Here is a 15,350-nt window from a genome sequence, read left to right as displayed (position 1 = left end):
ACAATGGCATATGCTAATATCGATAATATAAAAATATTAATACAACTATTGAAAAAAAACAAAATAAGTGATTTGGTAATTAGCCCTGGTGGTACTAATATTCCAATTATTGAGGTAGTTGAAAAGGATGATTTTTTTACTTGTCATTCAGTTGTAGATGAGAGAAGTGCTGCATATTATGCAATAGGACTTTTTTTGCAAAATAGAAATCCAGTTGCATTGGTATGTACAAGTGCACAAGCAACAAGAAATTATGTGCCAGGATTAACGGAATCTTTTTATAAGCGGGTTCCGATTCTTGCTATCACAATGGAGAAACATCCCAGATTTAAGTATCAGGAATATATGCAGGAACCTGATCAGACTTCTCTTCCGAATGATTGCGTAAAAAAATCATTTGAATTACCGTTTATTACCGATATTAACGATTACTATCATAGCATTCGTGTTGTGAACCAGGCAATATTGGAATTAAGTAAAAATGGAAATGGACCTGTGCAATTATGTATCCCTTGGTTAGATTTCCCATTGCACGATGTAGCAAAAAGCATTACTCCGATTAAACGCTATTCATGTAGTGAAATCATTGGGGATGATTTAGCTGGAAAAAAAATACTGATAGTGATAGGTGAACATTTGCCGTTAACTAAAGAGGAATGCGCTTGTATCGATAAATTTTGTGAGTGTACCAATGTTGTCATTTACGCAAATCATTTGTCAAATTTTGATAATAAATATGTTATTCACGGAAACCTTTTATTATCATCAAGTTCAACAGAAGAGATGCGATCCCTTCAACCAGATGTGTTGATTTCAACCGGGGGACAGACAGGTGATTATCCATTTTATTTGGCATTTTCTAATAATATGTTAGACAGTATGGAGCATTGGAGAATCTGCCATGATGGAGAAGTTGTAGACACATATGACAAATTAACTAGAATCTATCAAGGAGAAGAAATTGACTTCTTTTCACGTGTTAATTCGGGAAAGGTGACTCATTCGTATTTTGAACAATGGAAAGAGCTTGTTTTGACAAAGAATACAGATATTAATGTTCCATTTTCGAATGTGGCAATTGCTCAAAAACTGCACAGTCGAATTCCGAGAAATAGTATTCTTCAATTTTCTATACTTAATTGCCTAAGAGTATGGAATTTGTTTGAACTGGATAAAAGTATTGAGTGTTATTCAAATGTCGGTGCATTTGGCATAGATGGAGGTATGTCCACGTTAATTGGACAAAGCGTTGCCTCAGAAAAAATGGCATTTATGATAATAGGGGATTTGGCTTTTCTATATGACATGAATTGTTTGGCATTACGACAGATACGAAATAATGTAAGAGTACTTCTTATAAATAATAATGGTGGCATTGAATTTAAGCTTCATGGAGAAAATGTGTCGGAAAGAAACCAATTTGTTGCAGCAGCAAATCATTTTAAAACAGCAGAAGGATGGGCACAGTCATGTGGCTTTAAATACATTACAGCTAGAAACATGACAGAGTTTGAAGAAAACATTAATACTTTTATTGGTAAATCAGAGAATCCTATTGTTTTTGAAGTGTTTGTTAGCGACAAGGATGAAAGTGAAGCTTATCTATCGTTGATTGAGAATAACAAAACAAAAACAATTACATCTAATGTGAAAAGTGGCATTAAGAATTCTATAAAAGGAGTGCTGGGTGATAAAACTTTTGATAAACTTAAGCATGCAATGAAGGGATAAATATATGGAAATAAAATCTTATCTTAAAAGGAAACTTATAAAAGAAAAAAAGGAAAAAGTGCTAATACCTTGTTTAGAGGGTCATTTTTTAGAAGGGCGATGTGCGTTAATCACAGGAGGAACATCAGGAATAGGCTTAGCTATAGCAGAGTCATTTTTGAAAAATGGATCAGATGTGGTAATTAGCGCTAGAAATACAGAACGTTTAGTAGGCACAAAGGAAAAGCTGGTTGAAGTTTGTAATTGTGATTCTTCTAGGATTGAAATTTTAGAAATTGATATTTCGAGAGTCGATGACGCGAAAAAAAGATTTTTTGAATTTTCTAATGGCTTTAATAAGAATATAGATATTTTTGTAAACAATGCGGGAGTTAATGGTGGACAAGTATTTCCAGATACTAACGAAGAAGACTATGATACAATTCTCGACACTAATTTAAAAGGTGTTTATTTCTTTTCACAAGAAATCGCTCAGTATATGATAAGAAGATCGATAAAGGGCAATGTATTGAACATTGTTTCTTCCTCTGCATTAAGACCAGCCATTTCTCCATATATAATCGCAAAGTGGGGGGAAAGAGGTTTAACATTAGGCATGGCAAAGAAGTATTTGCCGTATGGAATCATTGTAAATGGGTTAGCCCCAGGCTCGGCATTAACACCTATGTTGTTCAAAGATACAGACGATAATATGCATTTAGATTATTCGCCAGCTAAAAGATATGTTGCATCGGAAGAGATTGCGAATCTAGCAACAGTTTTAGTTAGTGATATAGGAAAAATGATTGTAGGAGACATTATCTATGCTACAGGTGGTGCGGGCGTATTAACATACGATGATATGAGCTATTAATAAGGTGAACTATGAATCAAAAGAATAAAGTTTTATTAAAAAATGTGGGTCTTTTCACGATAGGAAGTTTTGGATCTAAAATAGTAACTTTTTTAATGGTTCCATTATATACTGCCATTTTAAGTACTTCCGATTATGGAACTGTGGATTTGTTGCAGTCTACGGCCCAATTACTTATCCCTATACTATTATTGAGTATTCAGGATGCAACCCTACGTTTTAGTATGGATTCTGAATATGAAAAAAGGGATGTATTATCAACTACATTTAGGGTTATTATAATAGGAACAATTGTACTCTTAGGCGGATTGATAGGGGTTCGTTTATTAGGGATGTTTCAGATTTCAACCATATATTTATTGTTTTTGTTTTTAGCCTTTGAGCTTGGTGCGATTAACAATTGCTTAAATTTGTATCTTAAGGCAAAAAATCAGGCTTCAACAATTGCACTGAGCGGCATTATTTGTACAGTTGTAACTTGTTCAAGTAATGTCATTCTACTTGTTGTATTTAAATTCGGCATTACTGGTTACATGATAAGTAACACGATAGGTTTGCTTTTACAAGTGTTATATCAGTTTAGTGTCGGTAAGGTCTATAAGGATTTAAGACTGTCTAATTTTAGGAATCTATCTGCTCCTATGATAAAATACAGTTCGCCGCTGATAGCGAATAGTATTGCTTGGTGGGTAAATAATGCTAGTGATAGGTATATTTTGACTTGGTTCTGCGGCGTTGCAACTAATGGTGTGTATGCGGTGTCGTATAAAATACCAACGATACTTACAACGTTTCAAAACATATTTTATAATGCGTGGTCTATTTCTGCTATCTCGGAATTTGATAAAGACGATAAAGATGGTTTTATTGGTAACAATTATTCCTTTTATAGTTTTATTTCGATGATTGTATGCGCGGGCTTGTTGTTAATAAATATTCCAATGGCCAAAATTTTGTATTCAAAAGATTTTTTTCAAGCATGGAAGTGTGTTCCATTCTTACTAGTTGGTACCGTGTTTAATGGCATAGCCCAGTTTGAAGGCTCATTATTTGCGGCAGTAAGAAAGACAAAATCGGTTGCTACAACAACTGTTCTTGGTGCAGTTGTTAATATCATTATGAATCTCTTATTCATACCTAAGTGGGGCGCTGTTGGTGCCGCTTTTGCGACTATGATGGGATATTTTGTAATGTGGTTTTTAAGGACAATCATTTTATACGATTTCATCCGTATGAACGTTAAATGGAATTTGCATTATTGTTGCATTGCATTAATTGTGGTTGATGCGATTTTAGCCACCCTAAATATTGCTTGTGGGATTCAAATAGCAATTACCGTGCTGATATTGATATGTAATAGAAAACAGTTTAATAAAGTGATAAGTATTATAACGAGAAGACATATAATGGACTAATGATTTTAGACAAAATTTTGCATAGTTTATCGTTAGGTCGCTAAGACTTAAATTAAAGGAGTGTGACACTATGCGAAAAGCTTATTCACCAGAATTTAAATCCAAGCTGGTTCTGGAAGTGCTCCGTGGCGAGCGCATGCTAAATGAAATTGCTTCTGATCATGAGGTTCATCCAAATATGCTGACACGCTGGGAAACGGAAGCTACAATAACTTCTACTTGCTTTTTGAAAATGAAAATGCTAAAATGCGCAAACAGTTGATTTTTAGTTAACAGGATCAAAGATTTCCAGGAAAGCATCTTGTCCCGCCAGCCACATTTAGTTACTGGCTCAGTAAACAACAATCTAAAATATCTTATGCAGATGCAGAAGAAGGAAATGAATATTCTGCTTCAAAAATATCACATGTCCGGAAATGATGACGTATAATTAATTTCGCAAATTCAATTTTATAAAATAGACATGTTCTATAGCCGTTTGGTAGAATTAAGTTACCACACAAAAATCTCACAAAGGAAGCTATAAAACATGTCTGATAACATTATACAACTCAACGAGGATTTAATAAAGCACGATTTACGAGATTTAGTCCGCTCCAGTGTTGAGAAAACTCTCAATGCCCTGCTTGATCATGAAGCAGAAGAGTTAGTAAATGCTGAGAAGTATGAGCGTTCTGGTAATCGTAAGGGGTACCGTTCCGGCCATTACAACTGTAACTTCCAGACCACTGCTGGGGATGTTACCCTAAAAATTCCTAAACTAAAAGGTGTTCAGTTTGAAACTGCTATTATCGAACGGTATCGCCGCAGAGAATGCTCTGTTGAAGAAGCCCTTATCGAGATGTACCTTGCCGGTGTTTCTGTTCGCCGTGTTGAGGATATCACAGAAGCTCTGTGGGGAACCAAAGTGTCTCCCGTAACCATCAGTAACCTTAATAAAAAGGCCTATGAACGCATTGAAATTTGGCGTACAAGGTTACTGACAGGGGAATATCCCTATGTTTATGTGGATGGTGTATATCTGAAACGCAGCTGGGGCGGTGAGGTTCAAAACGTCTCCATCCTTGTTGCAATGGGCGTTAATCAGGACGGTTGCCGTGAAATTATTGGCGCAGCCGAGGGAATGAAGGAAGATAAAGAGAGTTGGCATTCCTTCTTTATCTGGCTCAAAGAGCGTGGTTTATATGGTGTACGCCTCATCATAGGTGATAAATGCTTGGGTATGCTTGAAACAATACCCGAGGTGTTTCCTGATGCAAAATATCAGCGTTGTACTGTACATTTCTACCGCAACATCTTCTCTGCAACACCACGCAAATGTATGAAGGAAGTAGCCATGATGTTAAAGGCAATTCATTCACAGGAATGTAAATCAGCTGCCTGTGAAAAAGCAGCTCAGGCAGCCCAAAAACTCCGTGAAAGGAAGCTTTCCGCCGCTGCCAAGAAACTGGAAGACGGTATTGATGAAACACTTACATATATGGATTTCCCTGTATAAATCGCTCGAAATGTACCGCGTGCATGGAAAAAGTGTACCGCTTAACCGGTTGGGTGTACCGGACGGCATGGATTCTCAGTGGTAAGCTTTCGAAGGGCTTACCACTGAGTACCCGCAAGAAACCAGACCCTGAGAGTGTGAAACTTTTTCTGTAAAATAGGATTTATAAGGTTCTTCTATGATAAAATAAAAATCATAGGAGGGCCTTTTATTATGGCAAGACAAAAGAAACCAGTACACAGAGTACAAATGACGGAAGGAAAGCGCAGCATTATCCATCAGCTTTTGGAAGAATACGATATTCAGACAGCTGAAGACATTCAGGATGCCCTGAAAGATCTTCTTGGCGGAACCATCAAGGAAATGATGGAGGCTGAGCTGGATGATCACCTGGGATATCAAAAATCGGAACGCTCAGACAATGATGATTACCGGAACGGTTACAAACGAAAACGGGTCAACAGTAGTTTCGGTTCCATGGAAATCGATGTGCCGCAAGACCGAAAATCTACCTTTGAACCACAGGTGGTCAAAAAACGCCAGAAAGACATTTCTGATATTGACCAGAAGATCATCTCCATGTATGCGAAGGGAATGACTACCCGGCAGATATCTGAAACTATTGAAGATATCTACGGATTTGAGACCTCGGAGAGACTTTCCTTCATAGTCTCACTTATCGAAAGCTGAACCGCCAGAGAAGCGTATTTCCAAGCGACACAGCGTTGCTCAAAGCGTTATATTTAGCAACCTTTGAGGCCACAAAGAAATGGACCACAACCATCCGGAACTGGGCTCAGGTGTATGGAGAATTAAGTATCATGTACGAAGGACGGCTTCCGGAGTGATCGAACATGAGCGAATAACAGGCGGATTTACCGCCTGCTGTTGACATGCCTTTTTGTAACTGTTATATATAAAGCAAGGGCGAAAAGCCTATTTTAAGACTTTTCACCACTCATTATCATAGAAGAATCTTATTTACAGATTTTTCTTCATAGCCTCATAAAATCAAAAACTAAAACTAAAACATATATTTGGCAATCCCTATAGGTAAAGTCCTTGCAATTACTGCATGAGAATTGTAGGATATTAATTATTCACTGCTAATACAAACAATTACGATTTCTTGTATTATTCGGCATCTTTTATATCCTCCCCCCATTATACACCAATTCCTCCTTCAATTTATCATTAGCCTTTACCCCATAAAAACTACAACCATTTATAGCTATACCAGGTGTATAAAGTATTTCAATAGACTTTCCATGCAATGCTCTTTTTAACAACAAGAGATGATATTGTTCATAACAAGCGAGCAAGGTATCTGAAAACCAGGGGATTACAGTATCCCAATATGAGTATGCCATCTCTTCAGAAGTATTTTCTCCATTATTGTATACATATCTTTCAGAAGTCGGGTGAGCGGATAAATCTTTCCAGTAAGTAATATTATGATGATCAAATATCTCAATGACCTGGGAAAAATCATCTGAACAATATGAGTAATTATTACAATTTCTTTCCGTACGGTATTGGGTAGCAAGGGCAAAATCATGGCGGCAGAATATCATTTGCAATCTTCCGAAACTTTTATTGATTTTTTGTTCACGATTTCCGATAAACTTACTGCAGCGGATGTGCTGAAAGGCTTCATCGTCCGGATAGTTATGCAGGAAGAATCCGCATGTACACCAGTAAGTTTGATATTCCTCTTTAGTATAAGAACATCCATTTCCAATATCATAGCTGTAGTGAAGAAAATTTGTAGCAGTCTCATGTGTCAGGGTGGGCATATAATATCGCCATTCTTTTTTATATACAGCAGCCTTCGATGTATGATTGACAGCATAATGGTCGCAGTGCGGTTCAATGCGGAGATTATCATAATTGAAATGTTCCACGATAGCAATCCGTATCATAGGCCTTTCTTCGTCTGTATAACTGCCGTCTATGAATAATTCATTGTCACCTGCTTTTTCTACTAAATAAGTTTTTTTAGAAGAAAGCTGGTATTCCACGCATCTATCTTCGAGTGTGATCAGCAGATATCTTCCGTCAGGATGGAATTGTATGCTTTCCAGCGTTTTGTGGGCAAGGAGTGTAGAAAAAACAATTTCCCGTTTGCTGGTATGAAGATTAATGATCTCTACATATTCATGGCTGGCCTTACTGAACATGATGGCCAAGTTTTGGGTCACTTCATGATAACAGCAGCCGCTTGCATAATACTCTGTATTAGGGTAGCAGTATGCATTAACCAGCTTTGGGATGCTGCCGCTGAAAACGGAGATGCCATTAAATTGATGTACAAGAATACCGAGTCCGTGTATTTTGTCAAAAAACATATCCCGACATTCAAAAAGGGCGGTATTGTATCTCCGACGTAATGTGTCATTGGCAGTATCCCATTCATAAGTGTTTTCTGAATTTCGTATAATAAAACGATTACAGTTTGGTATGACATTGGGATAGAAAATCAATTCTTCCATTTCGCTGTCATTATTTATGAGCTTGCTCAATGCAGATACATCGTATTTCATTAGAATTCCATTTTGCTTATGGGTAACCAGATCTACATTATAACTGCATTGCGGGTAGATAATATAGCATTCCTTTGGATGGCCTGGACAGTACTGGATAGAGGAAGGCGAAGCGTTACCATTTTCTATAGTGAGTTCTTCCCATACGATTTCAGCTTCTTTGCGGGAACAATAAAACTTTTCTAGTTGTCGGCTCTCTTCATTAAAAAGAAGAAAGCAATCCAATGAAGGAAAATATTTTGCTAACGGGTAAGTACCGGGTTCGCCAGAAAAACGATAAAGTTCTTCTATCTCTTTGGAAGACGGGATACATCTTAAGAGCACACAGGGAGTAGGAATCGAATTCTCCTCCCAATCCGTATCGGAATCAATATCTTCAATATATAAAGTATGGTCGTTTTCTTCCGGCAGTGGCTCATCGTCCTCATATTCCGGGTAATAATCAGTACAATCAAAGAGATCATATTCACCACTGAATGCATAAATATCAGAATATGCTGTGGAGGCATATAATTCGGTCTGTTTTAGAAACTGCTCATAATGGCAGGAGTAAATTTCCTTTTGTGTTATAATGTCAAAGCAGTACAAGTCATGTTGATCAGCCAGATACAGTATGCTGTTATTGTCCTCCGTGAAGGAAAAACTGGTGATTTTTCTATGCTGCTTTTGGGGATATAATGTTACTGGATTTTGATCTGGTTTTTCCAGATTAAAAACATACAGGCAGGCTGAACAGTCATTAGCTTCGTTATGATATACCTTAGCAGCAAGCCATTTCCCGTCTGAGGAAATCTTCATCAGTCCGTCCGGAGAATAATCGTACTGGCCATTTGGAGCACCGGATTGTAGTATGTATTCCAGACATCCGGAGAAGATATCCCAGCATTTTATTGTACCCGTATCATCCAGTGTATAACAATACTGACCGGAATAAGCATATTCGTCTATACTGTCTACATGATCCTCTGGCTGCAGAAAATAGTCAGGCAGGATAGAATTATCAAAGTGGGCGGCCAGAGTGGAGGTTGCGCCTTTCTTACTGCATGGTATAGCAAATATATTGAAATGTTTGAAATTCAAATCTGTTAAGTCCATACCAGATAATTCTTGTCTCCCGTAAACGATTGCCATTAGTACGTTATGGAGGAGATAGTGAATCGGATATGTCTTTCCAAATGTTCTGCAAAAATTTATAGCATCACTTAATACCTGCTGCTCATTTGTATCAAATTTTGGAAGATACCAGTTTTCGGAAACTGAGTTTAATTTAGGCTTATTCCTGTGTTCCATCAGAATCTGGCTGATTAATTCTTTTTTATTCTGGTTCCAGAAATGGGAATTAAGGAATTGGTTATAAGTATAAGTAGATATTTCATTTTCAATAAAAGATGATTTGTCTATAAAAGGCAGCATACGCAGCAGTTGTATATCCAGAATGGCCGAAAAATAGTCACGGAAATGATGATGGATAAAAGAATACTGGCGGCAATCTGCGATATCTTTCTCCAGAGCATTGTATTGATACAAGATTCCAAGATAATCAAAAGCGCATGCAATGATTTTATGTATGGAATCTTTTCTTTCCGACAGAGAAAGATAAATTTGATTCAAAATATCTTTGCTGTACGAAAAATCTTCGTATGGAAGAGAAGATGCTGTTATCAGCAGGTTCTTAATGATGTCAAGAGCGTCTTGAATGGTTTGTGTTAACTGCGATTCCGATAATGAAAAAATATCATTCTGTTCCATTACCCAGCCAATATATGGGAGGATAAAATCAAGCACAAGTGCAGTCTCTAATTCATTCAGTGGGTTAGTGTGTGTATCTTCAGCATGCTTTCTTATATTGTAGAAGAAAGAATTTCTATGGAAAAAACTATATAAGATTTCTCCGGGAGTCTCCGGCAGCATCATATCATCTGCTGGTTTGGCGTAGGAAAACATACATAGAAACAGGGGAATGCGAAGGCATTTTACTAAGGTTTTATTTGCAAGCGTTATTCCAATAGATGCATTAGAAAACATGCATTTACTTAAATAATCTCTTATATCATCCTCTTCCAGTCCAATCAAGTAAACATTCTGGAAGGTGGAGGTAAAGTAAGCAGATTGTGTTTTCCGGCTGGTCGCAATAATCCTTACATTAGCATATTCTTGATGGATGACAGAAATCTCGTTGCTTAACAAGGCACGACAGGACTGTGAAGTACCTTTTTCAGCAATACTTACTTCATTAAAACCGTCTAAAAGAAGCATATATTGTGGTATGCCATTTTCCGGAACACGCTGCATTTCTTTTTCAACTGAGATTAAAGTTTCCTCGGACACAGCATTTAATGAACTATGGTTTTCCAGCATTTGTCCTATATAACGTGTAATGAAATTTGTTTTTTTATAGTTATCTTCATACCAATGGTCAATTTGTGAAGGGCAGCGTCTCAGTTCTATAAAAATAGGGATTGGCCGTCCGCTGGCATATACTGTCGGTTTTTTCTCTTTATCCCAGAATTCTTCCTCCAGAAGCTGTTGGAGAAATGTTGTCTTTCCTATCCCTCCTTCTCCGATTACAGAAATATCTTTATTTTCTTCTTTACAGATATCCATTAGAGAACGAATCTTACCATCTGTTGTTTTGGCACGCATGTGAAAATCACTTTTGGTTATATAGCCTTTAGGAAGCAGCCGTTGAATAATATTCAGATCATGGAAACGGTTACCTTCTTTATGAGAAACCAGAAATTCCTGCTGCGATGCTTTCCAAATTTTTCTGACAATAGGCGTCGTAATAATCCGGCGGTTCAGGTTCATAAAATCAATTCCAAAATGGTACTCAGTATCTTTTTCTTTGGCATTTAACCGATTTGAATGATAGCTGCCACAAAGTATACAAGCCGCAATGAAACGGGCCAGCTGATAATCATTTTCCGGCATGCAGGATGAAATTAACTGCTCTTTGTAAGAATCAGGAAGCTGTTTGCTGTTTTCTACAAGTTCTTTTAATTGATTGTAGATAGAAGTATGCTGTCTGATCAACGGAAGATATTTTTTCATTATATTATCTGTGAGATGTAAAAATCCGTATTCATTACAATACTCCATGCTAACTTTGTCTGTCAACCCGCGGTTACTGAATACTTTCTTAGCCGCATCATTGTAAAGAACCAGATTTTCGTTTGTATCATCCGTAAAAAGCATTACATAGAGAGGAGTATTTTTAATGCCAATAGAGTCAACTGGTTTCTGCAGAATATGCAATACATCACTAAGAATCATAAAATGGTCTCCTTGTCACTGTTTTGGCACCGCCATGTCACTGACAAAAACTATAACATGTGGTTTGATTACTTCATAAGAAATTACTGGAACAATTATATCATAATTTCTTATAGCTGTACAAAAACAATGTTGGTTCGGACTTGGGTTCCGCTAATAAAAAAAATAGCGGAATCGGGGTCTTTTTGTGTGGCTATGGTATCGGTACTTTTGCATTAGTCTTTTGGCAAGTAAAGTACTGAGCTTGAGGAATAATATATGACCTCGTTAGTTTCCGCTGGCGAGGAGGTATATTATGATTATTGTTTTTACATTTTTAGATGATCAGAGATATGAGGTGGAGGTACAAGGAGAAATTGAAAGATCGTATCTTGAATTTGCTGGTGTAAAGCCGGAAAATGCTCCCAAAGTACTTTATATTAACAAACTAGAAGATCATATGGAGCGTAAGCATTTTAGAACACATAAATATACAGGAATACCTGTATCATATGAAAGTGTTTTTGAAAATGGCGGACAAGTGGCAGATAAAAAGGATTTATTTGACCAAATAGAATTAGATATAGATTTAAGAAATGCATTAAATGAATTGACGGAAATACAACGTCATTGTTTTATCGAAGTGTGCATTAATGGTAAGACGCAAAGAACTGTTGCAAAAGAACTGAACAAGTCAAAAACGGTTATAGCACAGGCTATTTTAGGAGCACGAAAGAAACTTAAAAAATATTTTATGAATATATGACCAAAACGATTCTCCGGCGGCTATATAGTGAAGGGTGAAACAACCCTGATAATAACCGTAACGCGCGAACGGAATAAAACACATTAAAATTCAGGAGGAAAACAAAATGAAAAAAACAGGTAAAAAAATTAATGGAATGGTATCAAGAGCTTCCCTGTATTCTGCACGTGCAGGGGCAGGTATCATAAGTCATTGGGGATGGTACCAGCCTAAGGTACCTAAAAGAATCACAAAATAGTATGTAATTCTTTACAAATATTTGAGCAAGTGATATCCTTGACATTGGCACCCACTTTTGTTGTTTGAAAGTGGGTGTCAGTAACATTGTTTATCTGCTTATGTGTGTTTCATATTGGCAGATATGGAGGGGATATGAAAGTTGTAATTTGTGAAGACAATACTATTGAACAAAAGCAATTGGCAAAATGTATAAAAATGTGGGCAGTTGAAAGTGAAGTATATATAGATATACAATGTTACGGCAGTGCGGAGGAGTTTTTATTCGCATGGCCTGATACAATAGTGGATATAGTATTTATAGATATAAAGATGAAGGAAATGACCGGTATGAAATTGGCTGAAAAGATACGGCAAGTTGATAAAAACATGCTTATTGTATTTATAACCAGCTATCCTCAATATAGCACAAAAGGGTATGATGTTGATGCTCTCCATTATTTAGTCAAACCTATTTCAGCAGCCAAGCTCTTTTCGGTATTGGATAAAGCATATAATATTTGGGTTTCCTGTGAAAAAGATATAATAATAGTAACAAGTGATTCTGGTCAAGTTAAGTTACACTGCAGCGATATATATTATATCAAAATGATTTCGCATACTGCTGAATTACATACGAAGCAGCAAATATTTAAAATACGTATAACAGCAGAAGAAATGGCCAAGTTACTCCCGTCTAATTTTGTACGTAGTCATCGCTCCTATATTGTAAATCTTCTTAAGGCTGATTGTGTGTACAAAGATAGTATTTTATTGTCAACCGGCGAAAAGCTGCCAATTAGTCGTAATAATTCTAAATACGTAAATGATACTTTTGTAAATTTATTTAAGGAATAAAAATGAACAGAGAATGGATAATTGCTGAAACTGTTTCCATGTTAGTGGATAATCTTGTTTGTATATATTTTCTTAACAGCCGTTTTAAGTCAAAATACAGATCATTTTGGCCGCAATTGGGTGTATGGACTCTATTAGTAGTCTGCGGTTTAATTGCTACTAATTCTGCCATTACAATATACAGTATCATAATTTACAGCATCATGTTTATGTATTTACTGATTTTCAAATATGGAACGATACTACAAAAAATTTTCGGGGTATTGATGGTATGTTCAATTGAGATTGGTACGTCCATCATAGGAGCTGGATTGGCTTCTTCTGTTAAATCAACAACAATAGCTCATACCTTAGAATATCAGGATACATCACGATTGCTGGCAATGTTATTTATTAAAATGATGCAAGTGGTTGTATTCTATATTCTATCTAAAAGACATGAAAATATTCGGGATTTACAAAAAGGTCCTGTAATTGTGCTGAGCGGAGTAGTATTGGTTGACTTTATTTTCCTTTTTCTGGTACGCATGTATGTGGAGTTCACTGACCTACAAGCGCAACAAAATAAATTACTTGTTTGGCTTGCAATAGGGGCTTTACTGGTGATAGTTGCAGTATTTATGATTTATGAATTATTTATCCGTGAAGAGATGAAATATGTAGAATTAGCCATGAAATTGCAACGTACAAAATTGGAAGCGAACTATTTAAAGGAGATTGATAATATTTACTCAGATATGCGTACCTGGCAGCACGATTATAAAAATAATCTAAATGCATTGCGTATATTAGTAGATAATGCAGAGACACGAAAAGCACTTGAATATATTGATAATATGTATGGTGAAACCTATAAAAGTACGATTATGTTACAAACGGGGAATTTAGCACTTGATGCCATCGTTAGTTCAAAGCTATGTTTGGCCAGATCACATAATATTGAAGTTACAATGCAAGCAGTTTATCCGGAAAATAACTTTATTAGTGATAATGAGCTTTGTGCATTAGTGGGGAATTTGCTTGACAATGCGATTGAAGCCTGTATTCATATGGAGGACGCAGCCGAAAGAAAATTTATTGACTTCTCACTTTTTGTTAAAAAGAAGAACTTGCTGATATCTGTGTGCAATAGTTATAATAATGAAATACAGTGTCGAGGTAATCGTTATATTACGACAAAGAAGGAGCCTTTTCATGGGATTGGTATATCTCATATTGATGCTATCGTAGCTAAGCATCAGGGACATGTTTTACGGTCACATGAGAATGGTGTATTTGAAACACATATAATGCTGCCTCTGATACCACCCGGTGCTGGGTAATAAGTAAAGTAAGATTGAAAAATACAGTTTTTGGGGGAGGGTGGAGTGACGATGTTTTCGAGAATTATACAAAAAACAGTAAATTATTGGGTGTCAGAAGAGATTATCAATGATTTCGACAGAGATATATATGAATATGGTTTTGAGTTGATTTTGTCTTCTGCAATTAATATGGCAGTTGTGCTTATATCGGGTATATTTGTAGGTCGATTGCTTGAAAGTATTGTATTGCTGATCGTTGTGATTCCGTTACAAAGCTGTGGTGGTGGATATCATGCTAAAACACATTTACGTTGTTTTCTGATAATGTATATAGGATGGTGGGCAGTCATTCAGATCATTCCTCATGTTAATGATTTAATTATTTTGTTTATCGCTATTGTATCGCTGGTTATTATTTTTGCATTGGCACCAATCATGCATGAGAATGTTACAATGAGTGAACAACGATTTCAAAAAATGAAATTGTTCGTGAGAGGGATTGCTGTTGGTGATGTCGTTATGGGTACTTGGTTAGCTTTGTATTCAAAAGGCTGTACTATTATTGGCTATTCTATGATAATTGGAGTGGGTGTAGTTTCACTTTCGATGCTTGCAGCAAAGTTTGTTCGATGGATACCAGGCGAGAAAGGGAAAATCGTTTGAATTATATGATATTTTGGAGAAAATATTGGGATAAGAATTAAATAAATGATATCTGGATGCAATAAAAATAGCGCGGATGGTAATGATTACCATTGGCGCTATTTTTATTACCTTTTAGGACAAAATCGGCTATATATGTGGAAATTGTGTTAAAATGTTACAAATTATGACGATAGAATAGATAAAATTGTATTGTTATGCATAATAGAGTTAAAGATAAACACCGTATTTACAAGTTATAATCAGCGTTG

10 protein-coding genes and 2 pseudogenes are annotated in these 15,350 nt (G+C 36.3%); 11 read left to right on the top strand and 1 reads right to left on the bottom strand.

Going from position 1 to position 15,350, the window contains the following annotated elements:
- Positions 1 to 3 precede the first annotated feature (3 nt).
- From V8Q34_RS18000 to V8Q34_RS17975, 6 genes and pseudogenes are all read left to right on the top strand, one after another.
- Entirely contained in the window at positions 4 to 1,731 is a 1,728-nt protein-coding gene (locus tag V8Q34_RS18000; RefSeq protein ID WP_335836036.1) for a thiamine pyrophosphate-binding protein, read from the top strand.
- Positions 1,732 to 1,735: 4 nt separating this feature from the next.
- Positions 1,736 to 2,584, top strand: a complete 849-nt coding sequence (locus V8Q34_RS17995; protein ID WP_335836035.1) for an SDR family NAD(P)-dependent oxidoreductase — start codon at positions 1,736 to 1,738, stop codon at positions 2,582 to 2,584.
- 11 nt (positions 2,585 to 2,595) lie between these two features.
- Positions 2,596 to 3,999 (top strand): oligosaccharide flippase family protein, encoded by a 1,404-nt coding sequence (locus tag V8Q34_RS17990; protein ID WP_335836034.1) that lies wholly within the window; start codon positions 2,596 to 2,598, stop codon positions 3,997 to 3,999.
- Between the two features lie 70 nt (positions 4,000 to 4,069).
- Positions 4,070 to 4,261, top strand: coding sequence for a transposase (locus V8Q34_RS17985; protein WP_335836033.1), 192 nt, complete (start codon positions 4,070 to 4,072; stop codon positions 4,259 to 4,261).
- A 267-nt stretch (positions 4,262 to 4,528) separates the two neighbouring features.
- Positions 4,529 to 5,491 (top strand): annotated as a pseudogene (locus V8Q34_RS17980) (IS256 family transposase); the annotation flags it as partial.
- A gap of 219 nt (positions 5,492 to 5,710) precedes the next feature.
- Positions 5,711 to 6,151 (top strand): annotated as a pseudogene (locus V8Q34_RS17975) (transposase); the annotation flags it as partial.
- A gap of 494 nt (positions 6,152 to 6,645) precedes the next feature.
- Here the strand turns inward: V8Q34_RS17975 and V8Q34_RS17970 are convergent.
- On the bottom strand, positions 6,646 to 11,313 hold the full coding sequence (locus V8Q34_RS17970) for an NACHT domain-containing protein (protein WP_335836032.1): 4,668 nt from the start codon (positions 11,311 to 11,313) through the stop codon (positions 6,646 to 6,648).
- A gap of 295 nt (positions 11,314 to 11,608) precedes the next feature.
- Here V8Q34_RS17970 and V8Q34_RS17965 point away from each other — a divergent pair, with 295 nt between their 5' ends.
- The 5 genes from V8Q34_RS17965 to V8Q34_RS17945 all read left to right on the top strand — a co-directional run bounded on the left by V8Q34_RS17965 (position 11,609) and on the right by V8Q34_RS17945 (position 15,099).
- Positions 11,609 to 12,058 (top strand): sigma factor-like helix-turn-helix DNA-binding protein, encoded by a 450-nt coding sequence (locus V8Q34_RS17965; RefSeq protein ID WP_335836030.1) that lies wholly within the window; start codon positions 11,609 to 11,611, stop codon positions 12,056 to 12,058.
- 106 nt (positions 12,059 to 12,164) lie between these two features.
- Complete coding sequence (locus V8Q34_RS17960) at positions 12,165 to 12,296, top strand: AgrD family cyclic lactone autoinducer peptide (RefSeq protein WP_227246854.1); 132 nt, start codon at positions 12,165 to 12,167, stop codon at positions 12,294 to 12,296.
- A 134-nt stretch (positions 12,297 to 12,430) separates the two neighbouring features.
- Positions 12,431 to 13,132, top strand: a complete 702-nt coding sequence (locus V8Q34_RS17955; RefSeq protein ID WP_335836029.1) for a LytR/AlgR family response regulator transcription factor — start codon at positions 12,431 to 12,433, stop codon at positions 13,130 to 13,132.
- 2 nt (positions 13,133 to 13,134) lie between these two features.
- Positions 13,135 to 14,454, top strand: a complete 1,320-nt coding sequence (locus tag V8Q34_RS17950; protein WP_335836028.1) for a GHKL domain-containing protein — start codon at positions 13,135 to 13,137, stop codon at positions 14,452 to 14,454.
- A 51-nt stretch (positions 14,455 to 14,505) separates the two neighbouring features.
- A complete protein-coding gene (locus V8Q34_RS17945; protein ID WP_335836027.1) occupies positions 14,506 to 15,099 on the top strand; it encodes an accessory gene regulator ArgB-like protein in 594 nt (197 codons plus the stop codon).
- Positions 15,100 to 15,350: the final 251 nt, after the last annotated feature.

The organism is Blautia sp. JLR.GB0024 (assembly GCF_037000545.1).
Taxonomy (GTDB): domain Bacteria; phylum Bacillota; class Clostridia; order Lachnospirales; family Lachnospiraceae; genus Blautia; species Blautia celeris.
The sequence above is the reverse complement of the archived record's forward strand: the minus strand, read 5'-3'. Positions and strand labels throughout refer to the sequence as shown.

What these genes read in the sequence shown, in the direction of transcription:
- V8Q34_RS17990 (WP_335836034.1), top strand. Translation starts at nt 2,596, where the DNA reads ATGAATCAAAAGAATAAAGTTTTATTAAAAAATGTGGGTCTTTTCACG.
- V8Q34_RS17965 (WP_335836030.1), top strand. Translation starts at nt 11,609, where the DNA reads ATGATTATTGTTTTTACATTTTTAGATGATCAGAGATATGAGGTGGAG.
- V8Q34_RS17950 (WP_335836028.1), top strand. Translation starts at nt 13,135, where the DNA reads ATGAACAGAGAATGGATAATTGCTGAAACTGTTTCCATGTTAGTGGAT.
- V8Q34_RS18000 (WP_335836036.1), top strand. Translation starts at nt 4, where the DNA reads ATGGCATATGCTAATATCGATAATATAAAAATATTAATACAACTATTG.
- V8Q34_RS17985 (WP_335836033.1), top strand. Translation starts at nt 4,070, where the DNA reads ATGCGAAAAGCTTATTCACCAGAATTTAAATCCAAGCTGGTTCTGGAA.
- V8Q34_RS17995 (WP_335836035.1), top strand. Translation starts at nt 1,736, where the DNA reads ATGGAAATAAAATCTTATCTTAAAAGGAAACTTATAAAAGAAAAAAAG.
- V8Q34_RS17945 (WP_335836027.1), top strand. Translation starts at nt 14,506, where the DNA reads ATGTTTTCGAGAATTATACAAAAAACAGTAAATTATTGGGTGTCAGAA.
- V8Q34_RS17960 (WP_227246854.1), top strand. Translation starts at nt 12,165, where the DNA reads ATGAAAAAAACAGGTAAAAAAATTAATGGAATGGTATCAAGAGCTTCC.
- V8Q34_RS17955 (WP_335836029.1), top strand. Translation starts at nt 12,431, where the DNA reads ATGAAAGTTGTAATTTGTGAAGACAATACTATTGAACAAAAGCAATTG.
- V8Q34_RS17970 (WP_335836032.1), bottom strand. Translation starts at nt 11,313, where the DNA reads ATGATTCTTAGTGATGTATTGCATATTCTGCAGAAACCAGTTGACTCT.